The sequence below is a fragment of the Pseudomonas sp. BN417 genome, assembly GCF_029871205.1.
Taxonomy (GTDB): Bacteria; Pseudomonadota; Gammaproteobacteria; order Pseudomonadales; family Pseudomonadaceae; genus Metapseudomonas.
In genome coordinates, this window is the sequence record NZ_SSOJ01000162.1 from 1 (window position 1) to 16,746 (window position 16,746).

A 16,746-nucleotide genomic window follows, 5' to 3' on the forward strand; every position below is an offset into this window, starting at 1 on the left:
GATGGAGCGAGGGAAGTTTGGCGAAGCCAGACGGGGACGCCGAGTTCCGGATGCAGGGGCAAGCGTTTTTGGTTTCTTTTTTGTGGGCGGCATTCCGACGACTGAAAAAAGAGACTCGCCGGGAGGCGAAACAGAAACTCGCAGCCCACTCGATAAGCAACTCGGCTCAGGACGTTCTAGCAACACTGAATGCAGACATAGCCAAATCATTCGCCAAGCAGGCCGAAGGCCTGCCACGGTCTATTTGACCAAGCGCCAGCAGAAGGGATAGCGATACGCCTGGCCTTCGTTGGCCTTGATTCCGGCGATGATGGTCAGCACCAGCGCGCCGATGCTCACCAGCCCGAGCAGAGGGAAGCCGATCACCACCAGCATCAGCAGGAAGCACAGCACCACCGCCAGCGCCACGGTGATCTGGAAGTTCAGCGCTTCCTTGCCCTGGGCGTCGACGAAGGGGTCCATGTCCTTCTTGATCTGCCAGACGATCAGCGGTCCCAGCAGGTTGCCGAAGGGGAACACCAGACCGAGGAAGGCGGAGAAATGGCAGAACATCGCCCATTGCCGTACTTCCCGGTTCGGCTCCTGATACTGAGTCGGTTCGTCCATGTCGCCTCCCTCGTTCGGGGTTTTGTCAGTCGGCCAGGGCGGCGCGCTGCAGCTCGAAGAGCTCGTTCAGACCCTTGCGCGCCAGATCCAGCATGGCGGTCAGTTCTTCCGGCTGGAAGGGCACGCCTTCAGCGGTGCCCTGGACTTCGATGAAGCCGCCGGCATCGGTCATGACCACGTTCAGGTCGGTCTCGGCGGCGGCGTCTTCCAGGTAGTCCAGGTCCAGCACCGGCTCGCCCTGGTAGATGCCCACGGAGACGGCGGCGACCATCTGCTTCAGCGGCTCGCCCTTCAGCGCGCCACGCTTCTTCAGCACCTTCAGCGCGTCCACCAGGGCCACCATGGCGCCGGTGATGGAGGCGGTGCGGGTGCCGCCATCGGCCTGGATCACATCGCAATCCAGGTAGATGGTGTTCTCGCCCAGCTTGGTCATATCCAGCGCCGCACGCAGCGAGCGGCCGATCAGGCGCTGGATCTCCAGAGTGCGGCCGCCCTGCTTGCCACGGCTGGCCTCGCGCTGGTTACGCTCGCCGGTGGCGCGCGGCAGCATGCCGTACTCGGCGGTCAGCCAACCCTGCCCCTGTCCCTTGAGGAAGCGTGGCACGCCGGACTCGACGCTGGCCGTACAGATCACCTTGGTATCCCCGAACTCGACCAGCACCGAGCCTTCGGCATGCTTGGTGTAGTTGCGGGTGATGCGGATCGAGCGCAGTTGATCAGCTACGCGGCCACTGGGACGTTTCATCGGGGCTTACCTGTTCGGGAGAAATCTGCCCGCCATTATAGAGGTCCGGCGCCACGGGGGACATCGCCGCGTTGGGAGGCGCGACCTGCCTGGGCTACAATCGCCTCCTTTGATCGACGAAACCGAGAGGAAACCCCATGGTGCACAGCATGACCGCCTTCGCCCGCGTCGAACGGGCCGGCCCCTATGGCACCCTCAGCTGGGAACTGCGCTCGGTCAACCATCGCTACCTCGAACCCCATCTGCGCCTGCCGGAGGCCTTCCGCGACCTCGAAGGTCCGGTGCGCGACGCCCTGCGCCAGGGCCTGTCCCGCGGCAAGGTGGAATGCACCCTGCGCCTGGCCGAGGAAAACGCCGGCAAGCCCCTGCAGGTGGACCGCGACCGCGCCAGCCAGTTGATCCAGGCTGCCGAGAGCGTTGCCGCGCTGATCCAGCAGCCGGCCCCGCTCAACCCCCTGGAAGTCCTCGCCTGGCCGGGCGTGCTGGTGGCCGATGCCGCCGACCCGCAAGCCCTGAACAGTGCTGCCCTGGAAGTCTTCGCCCAGGCCCTGGACGAGCTGAAGAAAGGCCGCGCCCGCGAAGGCGCCGATCTGGCCCGGCTGCTCAATGAGCGCCTGGATGCCATGCAGGGCGAGGTCACCGCCTTGCGTGCCCTGGTCCCGCAGATGCTCGCCGCCCAGCGGCAGAAGATCCTCGACCGCTTCAGTGAGATGAAGGCCGAGTTGGATCCCCAGCGCCTGGAGCAGGAACTGGTGCTGCTGGCGCAGAAAAGCGACGTGGCCGAGGAACTGGACCGCCTCGGCACCCATATCAGCGAAGTTCGCCGTGTGCTCAAGGCCGGTGGCGCCGCCGGCCGCCGTCTGGACTTCCTGATGCAGGAACTCAATCGCGAAGCCAACACCCTGGGCTCCAAGGCCTTCGACCCGCGCAGCACCCAGGCCGCGGTCAACCTCAAGGTGTTGATCGAACAGATGCGCGAACAAGTCCAGAATATCGAGTAAGAGACTGCCCCCATGACCGCCACCCCCGGCACCCTGTATATCGTTTCCGCCCCCTCCGGCGCCGGCAAGACCAGCCTGGTCAAGGCCCTGATCGACGCCGAGCCGAATATCCGCGTCTCGGTCTCCCACACCACCCGCGGTATGCGCCCGGGTGAAGTGGACAGCGTCAATTACAACTTCGTGACCCGCGAAGAGTTCGTCCATATGCTCGAACACGGCGACTTCCTCGAGCATGCCGAGGTCTTCGGCAACCTGTACGGCACTTCCCAGCGCTGGGTGCAGCAGACCCTGGCCGAAGGCCATGACCTGATCCTCGAGATCGACTGGCAAGGCGCCCAGCAGGTCCGTCACCTGATGCCCCAGGCCAAGTCGATCTTCATCCTGCCGCCGAGCCAGGAGGCCCTGCGCCAACGCCTGAACAACCGAGGCCAGGACAGCGACGAGATCATCGACCGACGCATGCGCGAAGCGGTCAGCGAGATGAGCCACTACGTCGAGTACGACTACCTGGTGATCAACGACGACTTCGCCACTGCCCTCGATGACCTAAGGGCCATCTTCCGCGCCAACCAGCTGCGCCATGGCGCCCAGCAGGTTCGCCACGGCGCCCTGCTGGCCCGCCTGCTGGCCTGACGGAAACCCTCTCTATCACGCCGATAACTGGCGGCCGGGCCGACCATGGCCCAGACTCCAGCCAGGGAAGCGCCAAAAATCGGCGCTTCCCTTAATGCTGGCGATTTTTTAGACTATTCAGTCCGCTCGCCCATTCGGGCAAAGCATCCGCCATCCATTTCTGTGCTACGAGGAACACCATGGCCCGCGTTACCGTTGAAGATTGCCTGGACAACGTCGATAACCGCTTCGAGCTGGTCATGCTCGCCACCAAGCGTTCCCGTCAGCTGGCCACCGGCGGCAAAGAGCCCAAGGTAGCCTGGGAAAACGACAAACCGACCGTTGTCGCCCTGCGCGAAATCGCCGCCGGCCTGGTCGACTATGACGTCATCGCCCAGGAAGACATCGTTGAAGAAGAACCGCTGTTCGCCGCATTCGAGGACGAGGCCAACGAGGCCCTCTGAATCCATGCCTGGTCGACGTCGCACGACGCAGGGTCATGAAGGTCGGCAAGGAGTGAAACCTTGCCGAGCATAGACGTCCTTGCCGAACGACTTTCGACTTATCTCGGCGCCGACCAGGTCAACCTGGTGCGCCGAGCCTACTTCTATGCCGAGCAGGCTCATGACGGGCAGCGCCGCCGCAGCGGCGAAGCCTACGTCACCCACCCGCTGGCCGTAGCCATCATCCTCGCCGACATGCACATGGACCATCAGAGCCTGATGGCCGCGATGCTGCATGACGTGATCGAGGACACCGGCATCGCCAAGGAAGCCCTCAACGCGCAATTCGGCGAGACCGTCGCCGAGCTGGTGGACGGGGTCAGCAAGCTGACCCAGATGAACTTCGAGTCCAAGGCCGAGGCCCAGGCCGAGAACTTCCAGAAGATGGCCATGGCCATGGCTCGCGACATCCGCGTGATCCTGGTCAAGCTGGCCGACCGCCTGCACAACATGCGCACCCTGGAGGTGCTGTCCGGCGAGAAACGCCGGCGCATCGCCAAGGAAACCCTGGAAATCTACGCGCCCATCGCCAACCGCTTGGGCATGCACAGCATGCGCGTGGAATTCGAGGACCTGGGCTTCAAGGCCATGCACCCGATGCGCTCCGAGCGCATCCGCGCCGCCGTGCGCCGGGCCCGCGGCAACCGCAAGGAAATCGTCAACAAGATCGAGGAATCGCTGACCAACTGCCTGCGCCGCGAAGGCATGGAAGGCGAGGTCATCGGCCGCGAGAAGCACCTCTACAGCATCTACAAGAAGATGCGCGGCAAGCGCCGGGCGTTCAACGAGATCATGGACGTCTATGCCTTCCGCATCATCGTCGACAAGGTCGACACCTGCTACCGCGTGCTCGGCGCCGTGCACAACCTGTACAAGCCGCTGCCCGGCCGCTTCAAGGACTACATCGCGATTCCCAAGGCCAACGGCTACCAGTCGCTGCACACGACCCTGTTCGGCATGCACGGCGTACCCATCGAGATCCAGATCCGCACCCGCGAGATGGAAGAGATGGCCAACAACGGCATCGCCGCCCACTGGCTGTACAAGTCCGCGGAGGACGACCAGCCCAAGGGCACCCACGCCCGCGCCCGCCAATGGGTCAAGGGCGTCCTGGAACTACAGCAGCGTGCCGGCAACTCCCTGGAATTCATCGAGAGCGTGAAAATCGACCTCTTCCCCGACGAGGTCTACGTGTTCACGCCCAAGGGCCGCATCATGGAGCTGCCCAAAGGCTCCACCGCGGTCGACTTCGCCTACGGCGTGCACACCGATGTCGGCAACACCTGCATCGCCTGCCGCATCAACCGCCGCCTGGCGCCGCTGTCCGAACCGCTGCAGAGCGGCGAGACGGTGGAGATCGTCACCGCGCCGGGCGCCCGGCCGAACCCGGCCTGGCTGAATTTCGTGGTCACCGGCAAGGCCCGCACCCATATCCGCCATGCCCTGAAGCAGCAGCGCCGCTCCGAGTCCATCAGCCTGGGCGAGCGCCTGTTGAACAAGGCCCTGGCCGGCTTCGAGAGCCATCTCGACAAGATCAGTGCTGAGCGCGTCCAGGCCGTCCTTGGCGAATACCGCCTGGACGTGATCGAAGACCTGCTGGAGGACGTCGGCCTCGGCAACCGCATGGCCTACGTCGTCGCCCGTCGCCTGCTGGCCAGCGACGGCGAGCAGCTGCCGAACCCGGAAGGCCCGCTGGCGATCCGCGGCACCGAGGGCCTGGTGCTGAGCTACGCCAAGTGCTGCACCCCGATCCCCGGCGACCCGATCGTCGGCCACCTGTCCGCCGGCAAAGGCATGGTGGTGCACCTGGAAAGCTGCAAGAACATCGGCGAAATCCGGCATAACCCGGAGAAATGCATCCAGCTGTCCTGGGCCAAGGACGTCGCCGGCGAATTCAACGTCGAACTGCGCGTCGAACTGGAGCACCAGCGCGGCCTGATCGCCCTGCTGGCCAGCAGCGTCAACGCCGCCGACGGCAATATCGAGAAGATCAGCATGGACGAGCGCGATGGCCGCATCAGCGTGGTCCAGCTGGTGGTCAGCGTGCACGACCGCGTGCACCTGGCCCGCGTGATCAAGAAGCTGCGCGCGCTCAAGGGGGTGATCCGCATCACCCGCGTGCGGGCGTAGCCGACCCCTCAAGAGACCCAAGGAGTTCCCATGAGCAAGACCGTCATCAGCAGCGACAAGGCCCCCGCCGCCATCGGCACCTACTCCCAGGCGATCAAGGCCGGCAACACCGTCTATCTGTCCGGGCAGATCCCGCTGGACCCCAAGACCATGGAACTGGTGGAAGGCTTCGAAGCGCAGACCGTGCAGGTATTCGAGAACCTGAAGGCCGTGGCCGAAGCCGCGGGCGGCTCCTTCAAGGACATCGTCAAGCTGAACATCTTCCTCACCGACCTGTCCCACTTCGCCAAGGTCAACGAAGTCATGGGCCGCTACTTCCAGCAGCCCTACCCGGCTCGTGCCGCCATCGGCGTCGCCGCCCTGCCGCGCGGCTCCCAGGTAGAAATGGACGCCATCCTGGTCCTCGAATAAGAGCCTCTCCACGATCTTGCGAGCTAGAGCCTGCTTTCAACGCAGCAGGGCCGACGCGCAGCTGATCGTGAACAGGTTCTAAGCCACTCCCGCCACGGGCCGTCCAGCCCGTGGTGTCGTTCCGGAAGGAATCCGTCATGCGTCACGCCCTCCCCCTGCTGCTCTGCGCTGCCATTCTCGGCGGCTGCTCCAGCGCTCCCTCCGACCCCAGCGGCATCTGGATCAACCAGGCGGCCATCAATGCCGCGGCCAATGAAGGCAAGCTGCGCGAGGCCCTGCTGGCCTATGGCCCGAACCTGGAATGGCAGATCGACCAGAAATCCGGCGAAGCCCACTACAGCAACGGGTTCGAACTGGGTGAAGGGCGTCTGGCATCCCAGGAAGATGGCGACTGGCGGGTGGACTTCTACGGCGATTACCACGAACGGCTGGAAGTGGACGGCGACGAACTGGTACAGAAGGCCAGCGAAAACCTCCCCGAACAGCGCTTCGTCCATCCGGCCAATGCCCCCGCCGCTGGCGCCCCGCCGGGCAGCGCCTTCGAGCATGCACTCTATTCCGCCTACCTCGGCGGCGACTGGAAGATAGTCGAGGGCAAGGGCGAAGGCGGCCTGGTCAGGTTCAATCCTGACGGCAGCCTGGAAGGCCTGCCGGGCGCCGACCGCTACGCGCTTTGCCTGGCCGGCGATTGCGCGGCCATGAGCGGCGAGAACGACAGCATCTGGCTGCAGCAGGGCAACCAGGGCGCGGCCTGGATCTTCGTCCATGACGGCGACGAACTGCAGATCCTCGAAGCACGCAACCGCGCGCAGGTCGACGAGATGCCCGAATATTTCCCCGGCAAGCGGGCCTGGCTGCTGGAGCGCGACTAGAGCCGTAGGTTGGTGCTGAGCACAGCGAAGCCCAACATCTGCGCACCCGGTCTGTTGGGCTTCGCGTAGCTCAGCCCAACCTACAGGTCATTTAGCGCCCCCAGCGCCAGCCATCCCCCCAGCGCCAGCAGTAGTGCGCCGCACAGCCGGTCCAGCAAGCGCACCCGCGCCTGCAGCCAGCCGCGCCAGCGCGGGTGGCCCAGCAGCCGCACCAGAGCCATGTCCCAGAACAGCACCACCGCGGTCATCCAGGCCATGCTCAAGGCCAGCCCCCAGCCGGGCATGGTGGCGTTGCGCAGCACACCGAACAGCCCCGCATAGAAGATCGGCAGCTTGGGATTCAGGCTGCTCGCCAGCAGGCCCTCGGAAAACCCCCGCCGCCACGAACCATGCCCGCAAGCCTCGGCCTCCGGCAGCGCCAGCTCGCGTCGCGCCAGCAGCGCCTGGGCGCCAATCCAGACGAACCAGGCGCCGCCCGCCAGCTGCAGCAACTGCCAGCCGACACCTCCGGTAGCGGGCAACAGGCTCAAGGCCAGCAGCACCAGCAGCATGCAGAGCAGATTGGCCAGGGCGATACCCGCCGCTACGCCGTCGGCATGGCGCAACCCCTTGACCAGCCCCGCGCGCAACAACAGGAAGAAATCCGGCCCCGGCGACAGCAGGGCGGCGAAATGGGTGCTGGCGACCAGCAGGAACAGCGCAAGCATGACTTCGACCTTCCGTGTAAACACGGTGGCCAGTGTCGGAGCCTTGCGGGGCTGCGGTCTTGGAGAAAACTCAGGCGCGCGCGGCGCGACGAAACTGGCCCGGCGTCACGCCAGTGAAGCGCTTGAAGGTGCCGGAGAAGTGCGCCTGGTCGTAGAAACCCAGCGACAACGCGACCTCCAGCGGCGACTGGTCGCCGAGCAGCAGGCGTTTGGCCTCGCGCACCCGGCGCTGCAGCAGGTAGGTGTGCGGCGGCACGCCGTAGGCGCGGCGGAAGGCCTCGATCAGGTGGCGCGGATGACGCTGCACCAGGCCGGCAAGTTGTTCCAGGCTGACCGCATCCGCGTAGTGCGCCTCCAGGTAATCGCGCAGAAACACGGTCACGCCGCCGTCCCGCGTGGCCGGTGCCGCCGCGCGCAGGCCGCCATGGCGCACGAACACCAGCTCCAGCACTTCCAGCAGTTCGCTTTCCAGCGCCAGCGCATCGCCCCGCTCGAACTCGGCCGCCAGGCGCGACAGGCCCGCTGCGACCTGTCCGTCATCGGCCGGATTCAGCTCGCGGAAGCCACTGGGCAGACGCTTGCGGCCGAGCAGGGCAGGCAGGCGCGCCTCCTCGACATAGAGCATCCGGTAGACCAGCCGCTCGGACTCGGCATGGCCGGTGTGCGGCTCCTCGGGGTTCATCAGCGACAGGGTGCCGGCCGGCAGGGCGTGGCGGGCGCCCCGGCACTGGTAGCCGCCGATACCCTGGAGGATGGCGCCTATGGCGAAGGCGTCGTGGCTATGGCGGCCGAAAGGCTGCCCGGAAAAATCCGCATGGAACAGCTCCACCCCTGGCAACCAGGGGCGCGCCAGCATGCGATTGGCATCCATCCTCAACGGCCGTCCAGGATCGCCGCATACCCCTCGCGATAGCTGGGGTAGCGCGGCGCCCAACCGAGTGCGCGGGCGCGGGCGTTGCTGCAGCGCTTGCTGCCGGAGCGGCGCACCGTGGACTCTTCGGCCCAGCCGGTCACGCCAAGGCGCTCGCGCAACCAGCCCACGACCTCGTGCAGCGGGGCCGGTGCGTCATCGACGCCGATGTAGCAGTCCGCCAATGTCCCCCCGGCGGCGTCGGCCGCGAGCAGATGGGCCAGGAGCCCGGCGCAGTCGTCGACATGGATGCGGTTGGCATAGAGCGGCGGTTCACTGACCACCCGGTAGCCCATGCGCACCTGCTTGAGCAGCCATTCGCGGCCCGGTCCGTAGATACCGGTCAGGCGCACCCGGGTAGCGGGGATGCCGCTGGCCAGGGCCAGGCGCTCGGCCTCCAGCATCACCTGAGCGGAGAAGCCCTGGGCCTCGGCGGGGGACGTCTCATCGATCCACTCCCCGTCGCGCTGGCCGTAAACGCCGCTGCTGGAGACGAAAAACAACCGACGCGGCTTCTGCCCATGCTCTGCCAGCCAGCCGAGCACATGGCGCAGGCCGTCGACGTAGGCGGCACGGTAGCCGGCCTCGTCGTGCTGACCGGCCGCCGCGCTGTAGACCAGGTAATCCAGCGGCGCCGTCGGCCAGTCCAGCGGGCAGGCGGATTGCTGCAGGTCGCCGGCCACCGGCAGGACTCCGGCCGGCAGCGCCGCGACCTGCCGGCGCAAGCCATACACCGTCCAGCCGGTCTGCAACATGCGCTGCGCGAGGCGGCCGCCGACATCGCCGCAACCGGCAATCAGGAGGGAAGTGGAAGCGGGCATCTGGGGAACTCCGGGAAAAAACTCAGGATAGGGGGCGTGGCCGGCGACCGCCAGACAGGCGCGGGAGCGGGTCGATCGTCGCTCGAAGCCATCAATGCTATCCAGTCACTTTTACAAACAAGAATTACTTGCAATAATGCCAACCCTTCGGTCCAGGCTGACGCTCCATGCCATGGACGAAACCGCATCCTTTCCTTCAGGTCCGGCCAGCATGAATCCCAACATCCGCAATGCCCAGCCCAACATCGCCGCCCGCCCGCCACGCCTGCTGGCAGCCCTGCTGATCAGCCTGATGCTGGCGCCCAACGCCTCCTTTGCCGAAGAGCCCAGCGCCCAGACCGTACCGGCAGCCGTCAGCCAGCCGGCCGCAACGGCCCCTGCCCCGGCCATCGGCGTGCCGGCCGACGCCGCCGCCCAGGGCCCGAACGCCCTGGCCACCGACCCGCTCGCGGCCGAAACGGAAGGCGAGCAGATGCTGGCCCACGACCTGTCGCCCTGGGGCATGTACCAGAACGCCGACATCGTGGTGAAGGCGGTGATGATCGGCCTGGCCCTGGCCTCGGTGCTGACCTGGACCGTGTGGATCGCCAAGGGCTTCGAACTGCTGGCCGCCAAGCGCCGTCTGCGCCGCGAGCTGGTGGTCCTGAAGGGCTCCCGCAGCCTGAACGAGGCCGGTGACAAGGTAAATAACGACGCCTGCGTCTCCCGCCTGCTGGTGCTGGATGCTCAGGAAGAACTGAAGCTTTCGACCAACCTGCGCGAGAAGGAAGGCATCAAGGAGCGCGTCAGCTTCCGCCTGGAGCGCCTGGTGGCCGCCAGCGGCCGGCAGATGAGCCAGGGCACCGGCGTGCTCGCCACCATCGGCTCCACCGCGCCCTTCGTCGGCCTGTTCGGCACCGTCTGGGGCATCATGAACAGCTTCATCGGCATCGCCAAATCCCAGACCACCAACCTCGCCGTGGTCGCCCCCGGCATCGCCGAAGCACTGCTGGCCACCGCCCTGGGCCTGGTGGCGGCGATCCCTGCCGTGGTCATCTACAACGTCTTCGCGCGCTCCATCGCCGGCTACAAGGCCCAGGTGGCGGACGCTTCGGCCCAGGTCCTGCTGCTGGTCAGCCGTGACCTCGACCATCATCCGGCCGATCGTGGCCAGTCTCCGCAAATGGTGAAAGTGGGCTAATCCATGGGAATCCATCTGAACGAAGGCGGCGATGATCTCCAGGAAACCCACGAGATCAACGTCACCCCCTTCATCGACGTGATGCTGGTACTGCTGATCATCTTCATGGTCGCGGCACCGCTGGCCACGGTCGACATCAAGGTCGACCTGCCCGCCTCCACCGCCAAGCCCGCCCCCAGGCCGGACAAGCCGGTCTACTTGAGCATCAAGGAAGACAAGAGCCTGTACCTGGACAACGAACCGGTCAGCGAAGAGCAACTGGGGGGCGTGCTGGACAAGCTGACCAACGCCGACAAGGAGAAGACTATCTTCGTCCGCGGCGACAAAGTGGTGGATTACGGCCGTCTGATGGAAGTCATGGACGCCCTGCGCGGCGCCGGCTACCTGAAGATCGGCCTGGTCGGACTCGAGACGGTCGGCGCTAAATGAGCCAAGGCAAACGCAAGCTGTCGCAGTGGGGCGTCAGCCTGGTCGTGGTGCTCGGCCTGCATATCGGCCTCGGCCTCTGGGCGCTCTATTGGCGCCCCCATGCCGAGCCGATCGAGCTGCCGCCCGCGGCCATGGTGGTGGAGCTGGAGCCGTTGCCGGCCCCCGCACCCAAACCGGCGCCGCCGCCACCGCCCCAGGTCGAGCCGGAGCCCGAGCCGCTGCCCAAGCTGGTGGAAGCGCCCAAGCCGAAAATCGCCATCGCGCCCAAGCCGAAACCCAAGCCGAGGCCACCGAAGCCCAAGCCGCCCGAGCCCAAGCCGGAAAAGCCGCGGGAAACCGAGAGCGTGAAGGAAAGCGTCGCCGCGCCGACCACGGCCCCGAGCGACACCAAGCCCGCCGCCCAGCAGCAGGCCGCCGCCAGCGCTCCCTCGGACGCCAAGCCGACCTGGCAGAGCAAGCTGCTCAGCCACCTGGCGCGCTACAAGCGCTACCCGGAAGATGCGCGCCGCCGCGGCTTCGAAGGGGTCAACCGGCTGCGCTTCGTCATCGACGGCGAAGGCAAAGTGCTCTCCTACTCCCTGGTGGGCAAATCCGGCAGCGCCTCGCTGGACCGCGCCACCCTGGAGATGATCCGCCGCGCCCAGCCGCTGCCTCCACCTCCGCCCGAGCTGCTGAACAACGGCTCCCTGGAAGTGGTCGCTCCCTTCGTCTACTCGCTGGACCGCCGCTGACCCCGGGCGCCTGCGCCCCTCCGGCGCAGGCGCTTGGTTCCATTGACTGCAGCCGCTATGCTTGCCGGACCTCAATGGATAAATGCTATGACCCTCACCGAACTGCGCTACATCGTCACCCTCGCCCAGGAACAGCATTTCGGCCGTGCCGCAGAGCGCTGCCACGTGAGCCAGCCGACCCTGTCGGTCGGGGTGAAGAAACTGGAGGACGAGCTCGGCGTGCTCATCTTCGAGCGCAGCAAGAGCGCGGTACGCCTGACCCCGGTCGGAGAAGGCATAGTCACCCAGGCGCAGAAAGTGCTGGAACAAGCCCAGGGCATCCGCGAGATGGCCCAAGCCGGTAAGAACCAGCTGACGGCACCGCTCAAGATAGGTGCGATCTACACCGTCGGCCCCTACCTCTTCCCGCACCTGATCCCGCAGCTGCACCGGGTCGCCCCGCAGATGCCGCTGTACATCGAAGAGAACTTCACCCACGTCCTGCGCGACAAGCTGCGCACCGGCGAGCTGGACGCGATCATCGTCGCCCTGCCCTTCGCCGAAGCCGACGTGCTGACCAAGCCGCTCTACGACGAACCCTTCTATGTGCTGCTGCCCACCGGTCACGCCTGGACCGAGCGCGAGACCATCGACAGCGAGATGCTCAACGACAAGAGCCTGCTGCTGCTGGGCGAAGGCCACTGCTTCCGTGACCAGGTGCTGGAAGCCTGCCCAAGCCTGCGCAAGGGCGGCGAAGACAGCGCCAAGCACACCACGGTGGAGTCCAGCTCCCTGGAAACCATCCGCCATATGGTCGCCTCCGGGCTCGGCGTGTCGATCCTGCCCTTCTCCGCAGTGGACAGCCACCACTACGCCCCCGGCGTGATCGAGATTCGCCCGCTGACGCCGCCGGTGCCCTTCCGCACCGTGGCCATCGCCTGGCGCGCCAGCTTCCCGCGCCCGCGCGCCATCGAAGTACTGGCGGACTCCATCCGTCTCTGCTCGGTGGCCCGCCCGCAGACCCAAGGCGAACCGCAACCGGCATGACCGAGCTGGCCCAAGTACCGGTCACCACGCTCAAGGGCGTGGGCGCGGCGCTGGCGGAAAAACTCGCCAAGGTCGGCCTGGAAAATCTGCAAGACATCCTCTTCCACCTGCCCACGCGCTATCAGGACCGCACCCGCATCACCCCCATCGGCGAATTGCGCCCGGGGCAGGATGCGGTGGTCGAAGGCATAGTGGCCGGCGCCGACGTGGTCATGGGCCGCCGGCGCAGCCTGCTGGTGCGCCTGCAGGACGGCAGCGGCACCCTCAGCCTGCGCTTCTTCCACTTCAGCCAGGCGCAGAAGGACGGCCTCAAGCGTGGCACTCAGCTGCGCTGCTACGGCGAAGTCCGTCCGGGCGCCACCGGCCTGGAGATCTACCACCCGGAATACCGCGCCCTGAGCGGCGAGGAAGCGCCCCCGGTGGAGCAGACCCTGACGCCCATCTACCCCACCACGGAAGGCCTCACCCAGCAGCGCCTGCGCTCGCTGAGCCAGCTCGCCCTGGCGCGCCTCGGCCCCCACAGCCTGCCGGACTGGCTACCCAGGGAGCTGGCCCGTGACTACCACCTCGGCTCGCTCGACCAGGCCATCCGCTACTTGCACCGGCCGCCGCCGGATGCCGACCTGGAAGAACTCGCCGAAGGCCAGCACTGGGCGCAACAGCGCCTGGCCTTCGAGGAACTGCTGACCCACCAGCTGTCACTGCAGCGCCTCCGCGAGCAGGTGCGCGCCCAGGAGGCACCGCAACTGCCGCCGGCGCGCAAGCTGCCCGCACAATACCTGGCCAATCTCGGGTTCACGCCCACCGGCGCCCAGCAACGGGTCGGCGCCGAGATCGCCTACGACCTGGCCCAGCCCGAACCCATGCTGCGCCTGGTGCAGGGCGACGTCGGCGCCGGCAAGACGGTGGTCGCCGCCCTGGCCGCGCTGCAGGCCCTGGAGGCCGGCTACCAGGTGGCGCTGATGGCGCCTACGGAAATTCTCGCCGAGCAGCACTTCGTCAATTTCAGCAAGTGGCTGCAGCCGCTCGGCATCGAAGTCGCCTGGCTCGCCGGCAAGCTCAAGGGCAAGGCGCGAGCCGCCGCCCTGGAGCAGATCGCCAGCGGCGTACCCATGGTCGTCGGCACTCATGCGCTGTTCCAGGACGAGGTGCTATTCAAGCGCCTGGCCCTGGTGATCATCGACGAACAGCACCGCTTTGGCGTCCAGCAGCGCCTAGCCCTGCGCCAGAAGGGCGTGGACGGTCGGCTCTGCCCGCACCAGCTGATCATGACCGCCACGCCCATCCCGCGGACCCTGGCCATGAGCGCCTACGCCGACCTGGACACCTCCATCCTCGACGAACTGCCCCCCGGCCGGACCCCGGTGAACACCGTCCTGGTCGCCGACAGCCGCCGCATCGAGGTGATCGAACGGGTACGCGCAGCTTGCCATGAGGGGCGCCAGGCCTACTGGGTCTGCACCCTGATCGAAGAATCCGAGGAGCTGACCTGCCAGGCGGCGGAGACCACCTTCGAGGAGCTCTCATCGGCCTTGGGCGAGCTGCGCGTCGGCCTGATCCACGGACGCATGAAGCCCGCTGAGAAGGCTGCGGTGATGGCCGAGTTCAAGCAGGGCGCGCTGCAGCTACTGGTGGCCACCACCGTGATCGAGGTGGGCGTCGACGTCCCCAACTCCAGCCTGATGATCATCGAGAACCCAGAGCGCCTCGGCCTGGCGCAGCTGCACCAGCTGCGCGGCCGCGTCGGCCGGGGCAGCGCGGCCAGCCACTGCGTGCTGCTCTACCACGCGCCGCTCTCCCAGCTGGGCCGGGAACGCCTGGCCATCATGCGCGAGACCTGCGACGGCTTCGTCATCGCCGAGAAGGACCTGGAATTGCGCGGCCCCGGCGAAATGCTCGGCACCCGCCAGACCGGCCTCCTGCAATTCAAGGTGGCCGACCTGATGCGCGATGCCGACCTGCTGCCGGCGGTGCGCGACGCCGCCCAGGCCCTGCTGGCGCACTGGCCGCAGCACGTCAGCCCGTTGCTGGAGCGCTGGTTGCGCCACGGTCAGCAGTACGGACAAGTGTGATGGGTTTCACGCTCAACCGTCGCCTCGCGCCAACCCCCTTCGACCTGCTCGTTATACTCCGGGCAGAAAAATACAAAGCTGGATGCTGCCATGACCGATGTCGCCCTCGCCCCGGATTCCTCGCCACAACCGCCTGAAGTGATAGTGCAGCTGCTGGAGAAGCTCGGCCTGGCCTTCCAGGTCCGCCTGGATCACCCCAGCCTGCCGGCCGCGCAGCGGGTCCAGGCGGTGCTCCTGGAGGACGCCGTCGGCGCCCTGCTGGTGCTCTACCCGCGCAGCCAACTGCTCGATCTCAATCGCCTCGCCGAACTCACCGGCCGCAAACTGGTGGCGGTCAAGCCGGAGCGCCTGGAGCGCATGCTCGGCAAGCACCAGCTGGGCGCCCTGCCCGGCCTGCCGCCGCTGACCAGCTCGCCCTGCCTGTATGACGAACGCCTGCTGCAGGAGCCGCACCTGCTGGTGGAGTCCGGCCATCCCGGCGTGCTCCTGGAACTGGCCAGCGACGACTATCGCAGCCTGCTGAGCAAGGCCAGCGCCGCCCGCTTCGGCGAGCCGCTATCGGCCATCCGCCCCAACCTCGACCGCCCCGGCGACGACCGCGCCGAGATCACCCAGGCCGTGCAGGCCTTCACCGCCCGGCGCATCCAGCAGCGCCTGGAAGAGACCATCGAGATCCCGCCGCTGGCGGAATCGGCGCAACGCATCATCAAGCTGCGGGTCGACCCCAACGCCACGGTGGAAGACATCACAGGCGTCGTCGAAACCGACCCCGCCCTGGCCGCCCAGGTGGTCAGCTGGGCCGCCTCGCCTTACTACGCGGCGCCCGGCAAGATCCGCTCGGTGGAAGACGCCATTGTCCGCGTGCTCGGCTTCGACCTGGTGATCAACCTCGCCCTGGGTCTGGCCCTGGGTAAATCCCTGAGCTTGCCCAAGGACCAGCCGCAACACGCCACGCCCTACTGGCAGCAGGCGATCTACACCGCCGCGGTAATCGAGGGCCTGACCCGCGCCATGCCGCGCGCGCAACGCCCCGAGGCCGGCCTGACCTACCTGGCCGGCCTGCTGCACAATTTCGGCTACCTGGTGCTGGCACACGTCTTCCCGCCGCATTTCTCGCTGATCTGCCGCCACCTGGAAGTGAACCCGCACCTGTCCCACGGGTACATCGAACAGCATCTGCTGGGCATCACCCGCGAGCAGATCGGCAGCTGGCTGATGCGTTTCTGGGACATGCCGGAAGAGCTGTCCACCGCCCTGCGCTTCCAGCACGATCCGGACTACCAGGGCGACAACGCCGCCTATCCCAACCTGGTGTGCCTGGCGGTCAGCCTGCTGCGCAACCGCGGCATCGGCTCGGGTCCGGAAGTGGCGATTCCCGACGATCTGTTCGACGCCCTGGGCCTGACTCGCGAAAAGGCCGAGGACGCGGTGAACAAGGTGCTCCAGGCGGAAGCGGCACTGCGTGAGCTGGCGTTGCAGTTCAACGCGCCGAACTGACTACAGCGGAAAGGAAAAAGGGGCGCGATTGCGCCCCTTTTTCATGATGGCTCCATCGATCCAGCCAGAGACAGCTTGAGCCGTAACAGGCAGAGCCGGTTACCAGGGACGTGGTTTCCCGAAGTCAAATGAATTGGCTATGTCTGCGTTAGCCGTTGCAGAACCGAATAGAAGCGTCTAGCACGGACCTTTCAGGCCTGCGCACCGGCCTGACACATCCCTCTCCCCCGGCCCCCGCCCTGCGCCCCAGCCTGATCGCTTCGCGCTCAGTCGCTCATCGGCACCGGAAGCGGTGCTTCCGACAGCGTGCCTCTTCGCCCCGCAAGCGGCAGAGGGGTGGCTCGCGCCTGACAGGACGCGGTAATCCTGATGCCTGCTCATTGCCTGAACCTGTGCAGCAGAGGTGAGGCAGCGACTCTGCCCCGTCAGAAGGCCGAGCGGAATCGTTGCGCAGGGGGACGAGCGGCATGGATGCCGCGAGAGGCGTGCGGGG

The 16,746-nt window shown here is 66.6% G+C and carries 18 protein-coding genes; 13 read left to right on the plus strand and 5 right to left on the minus strand.

Going from position 1 to position 16,746, the window contains the following annotated elements:
* A partial coding sequence (locus E8F11_RS26870) for a hypothetical protein (protein WP_280291966.1) occupies positions 1-248 on the plus strand: 248 nt, incomplete at its 5' end.
* Here E8F11_RS26870 and E8F11_RS26875 read toward each other — a convergent pair.
* Together E8F11_RS26875 and rph are read right to left on the minus strand one after the other, a co-directional pair.
* A complete protein-coding gene (locus E8F11_RS26875) occupies positions 241-606 on the minus strand; it encodes a DUF4870 domain-containing protein (protein WP_280291967.1) in 366 nt (121 codons plus the stop codon). The two genes, E8F11_RS26870 and E8F11_RS26875, sit on opposite strands and share 8 nt — an antisense overlap.
* A gap of 25 nt (positions 607-631) precedes the next feature.
* Positions 632-1,351 (minus strand): ribonuclease PH, encoded by a 720-nt coding sequence (gene rph / locus E8F11_RS26880; protein WP_280291968.1) that lies wholly within the window; start codon positions 1,349-1,351, stop codon positions 632-634.
* Between the two features lie 137 nt (positions 1,352-1,488).
* Here rph and E8F11_RS26885 point away from each other — a divergent pair, with 137 nt between their 5' ends.
* The 6 genes from E8F11_RS26885 (at position 1,489) to E8F11_RS26910 (ending at position 6,880) form a co-directional block, all read left to right on the plus strand.
* Entirely contained in the window at positions 1,489-2,352 is an 864-nt protein-coding gene (locus E8F11_RS26885; RefSeq protein ID WP_280291969.1) for a YicC/YloC family endoribonuclease, read from the plus strand.
* A gap of 12 nt (positions 2,353-2,364) precedes the next feature.
* Positions 2,365-2,985 carry a guanylate kinase gene (gmk, locus tag E8F11_RS26890; RefSeq protein WP_280291970.1) on the plus strand — a complete coding sequence of 207 codons (621 nt, stop codon included), beginning with the start codon at positions 2,365-2,367 and terminating at the stop codon, positions 2,983-2,985.
* Between the two features lie 179 nt (positions 2,986-3,164).
* On the plus strand, positions 3,165-3,428 hold the full coding sequence (gene rpoZ / locus E8F11_RS26895) for a DNA-directed RNA polymerase subunit omega (RefSeq protein ID WP_016495387.1): 264 nt from the start codon (positions 3,165-3,167) through the stop codon (positions 3,426-3,428).
* A gap of 60 nt (positions 3,429-3,488) precedes the next feature.
* A complete protein-coding gene (gene spoT, locus E8F11_RS26900; RefSeq protein ID WP_280291971.1) occupies positions 3,489-5,597 on the plus strand; it encodes a bifunctional GTP diphosphokinase/guanosine-3',5'-bis pyrophosphate 3'-pyrophosphohydrolase in 2,109 nt (702 codons plus the stop codon).
* A gap of 30 nt (positions 5,598-5,627) precedes the next feature.
* A complete protein-coding gene (locus tag E8F11_RS26905; RefSeq protein ID WP_280291972.1) occupies positions 5,628-6,008 on the plus strand; it encodes a RidA family protein in 381 nt (126 codons plus the stop codon).
* A gap of 137 nt (positions 6,009-6,145) precedes the next feature.
* A complete protein-coding gene (locus E8F11_RS26910) occupies positions 6,146-6,880 on the plus strand; it encodes a hypothetical protein (RefSeq protein WP_280291973.1) in 735 nt (244 codons plus the stop codon).
* An 80-nt stretch (positions 6,881-6,960) separates the two neighbouring features.
* Here the strand turns inward: E8F11_RS26910 and E8F11_RS26915 are convergent, their stop codons facing one another.
* The 3 genes from E8F11_RS26915 to E8F11_RS26925 all read right to left on the minus strand — a co-directional run bounded on the left by E8F11_RS26915 (position 6,961) and on the right by E8F11_RS26925 (position 9,318).
* On the minus strand, positions 6,961-7,587 hold the full coding sequence (locus tag E8F11_RS26915; protein ID WP_280291974.1) for a LysE family translocator: 627 nt from the start codon (positions 7,585-7,587) through the stop codon (positions 6,961-6,963).
* A gap of 70 nt (positions 7,588-7,657) precedes the next feature.
* Complete coding sequence (locus tag E8F11_RS26920; RefSeq protein ID WP_280291975.1) at positions 7,658-8,458, minus strand: AraC family transcriptional regulator; 801 nt, start codon at positions 8,456-8,458, stop codon at positions 7,658-7,660.
* A 2-nt stretch (positions 8,459-8,460) separates the two neighbouring features.
* The gene (locus E8F11_RS26925) at positions 8,461-9,318 is read right to left on the minus strand and encodes an NAD-dependent epimerase/dehydratase family protein (protein WP_280291976.1); all 858 of its coding nucleotides are present in this window, start codon (positions 9,316-9,318) and stop codon (positions 8,461-8,463) included.
* A gap of 211 nt (positions 9,319-9,529) precedes the next feature.
* On the opposite strand from E8F11_RS26925, the gene exbB reads away from it, so the two are divergent.
* The 6 genes from exbB (at position 9,530) to E8F11_RS26955 (ending at position 16,253) form a co-directional block, all read left to right on the plus strand.
* Positions 9,530-10,498, plus strand: coding sequence for a tonB-system energizer ExbB (gene exbB, locus E8F11_RS26930; RefSeq protein ID WP_280291977.1), 969 nt, complete (start codon positions 9,530-9,532; stop codon positions 10,496-10,498).
* A gap of 3 nt (positions 10,499-10,501) precedes the next feature.
* Positions 10,502-10,927 (plus strand): TonB system transport protein ExbD, encoded by a 426-nt coding sequence (gene exbD, locus E8F11_RS26935; RefSeq protein ID WP_280291978.1) that lies wholly within the window; start codon positions 10,502-10,504, stop codon positions 10,925-10,927.
* Positions 10,924-11,658: a TonB family protein gene (locus tag E8F11_RS26940; RefSeq protein ID WP_280291979.1), complete on the plus strand. Its 735-nt coding sequence runs from the start codon at positions 10,924-10,926 to the stop codon at positions 11,656-11,658. The genes exbD and E8F11_RS26940 overlap by 4 nt, the downstream gene beginning before the upstream one ends.
* Before the next feature lie 87 nt (positions 11,659-11,745).
* The gene (locus tag E8F11_RS26945; protein WP_280291980.1) at positions 11,746-12,684 is read left to right on the plus strand and encodes a hydrogen peroxide-inducible genes activator; all 939 of its coding nucleotides are present in this window, start codon (positions 11,746-11,748) and stop codon (positions 12,682-12,684) included.
* On the plus strand, positions 12,681-14,756 hold the full coding sequence (recG, locus tag E8F11_RS26950) for an ATP-dependent DNA helicase RecG (protein WP_280291981.1): 2,076 nt from the start codon (positions 12,681-12,683) through the stop codon (positions 14,754-14,756). Before E8F11_RS26945 ends, recG begins: the two co-directional genes overlap by 4 nt.
* A gap of 90 nt (positions 14,757-14,846) precedes the next feature.
* Positions 14,847-16,253: an aminoacyl-tRNA deacylase and HDOD domain-containing protein gene (locus tag E8F11_RS26955; protein ID WP_280291982.1), complete on the plus strand. Its 1,407-nt coding sequence runs from the start codon at positions 14,847-14,849 to the stop codon at positions 16,251-16,253.
* The last annotated feature ends 493 nt before the right edge of the window (positions 16,254-16,746 follow it).

Excerpts from the sequence above, each read along its gene's own strand:
- E8F11_RS26925 (WP_280291976.1), bottom strand. The coding sequence starts at position 9,318 with ATGCCCGCTTCCACTTCCCTCCTGATTGCCGGTTGCGGCGATGTCGGC.
- E8F11_RS26915 (WP_280291974.1), bottom strand. The coding sequence starts at position 7,587 with ATGCTTGCGCTGTTCCTGCTGGTCGCCAGCACCCATTTCGCCGCCCTG.
- E8F11_RS26940 (WP_280291979.1), top strand. The coding sequence starts at position 10,924 with ATGAGCCAAGGCAAACGCAAGCTGTCGCAGTGGGGCGTCAGCCTGGTC.
- E8F11_RS26955 (WP_280291982.1), top strand. The coding sequence starts at position 14,847 with ATGACCGATGTCGCCCTCGCCCCGGATTCCTCGCCACAACCGCCTGAA.
- rpoZ (WP_016495387.1), top strand. The coding sequence starts at position 3,165 with ATGGCCCGCGTTACCGTTGAAGATTGCCTGGACAACGTCGATAACCGC.
- gmk (WP_280291970.1), top strand. The coding sequence starts at position 2,365 with ATGACCGCCACCCCCGGCACCCTGTATATCGTTTCCGCCCCCTCCGGC.
- rph (WP_280291968.1), bottom strand. The coding sequence starts at position 1,351 with ATGAAACGTCCCAGTGGCCGCGTAGCTGATCAACTGCGCTCGATCCGC.
- exbB (WP_280291977.1), top strand. The coding sequence starts at position 9,530 with ATGAATCCCAACATCCGCAATGCCCAGCCCAACATCGCCGCCCGCCCG.
- E8F11_RS26875 (WP_280291967.1), bottom strand. The coding sequence starts at position 606 with ATGGACGAACCGACTCAGTATCAGGAGCCGAACCGGGAAGTACGGCAA.
- exbD (WP_280291978.1), top strand. The coding sequence starts at position 10,502 with ATGGGAATCCATCTGAACGAAGGCGGCGATGATCTCCAGGAAACCCAC.
- recG (WP_280291981.1), top strand. The coding sequence starts at position 12,681 with ATGACCGAGCTGGCCCAAGTACCGGTCACCACGCTCAAGGGCGTGGGC.
- E8F11_RS26920 (WP_280291975.1), bottom strand. The coding sequence starts at position 8,458 with ATGGATGCCAATCGCATGCTGGCGCGCCCCTGGTTGCCAGGGGTGGAG.
- E8F11_RS26945 (WP_280291980.1), top strand. The coding sequence starts at position 11,746 with ATGACCCTCACCGAACTGCGCTACATCGTCACCCTCGCCCAGGAACAG.
- E8F11_RS26885 (WP_280291969.1), top strand. The coding sequence starts at position 1,489 with ATGGTGCACAGCATGACCGCCTTCGCCCGCGTCGAACGGGCCGGCCCC.
- E8F11_RS26905 (WP_280291972.1), top strand. The coding sequence starts at position 5,628 with ATGAGCAAGACCGTCATCAGCAGCGACAAGGCCCCCGCCGCCATCGGC.
- E8F11_RS26910 (WP_280291973.1), top strand. The coding sequence starts at position 6,146 with ATGCGTCACGCCCTCCCCCTGCTGCTCTGCGCTGCCATTCTCGGCGGC.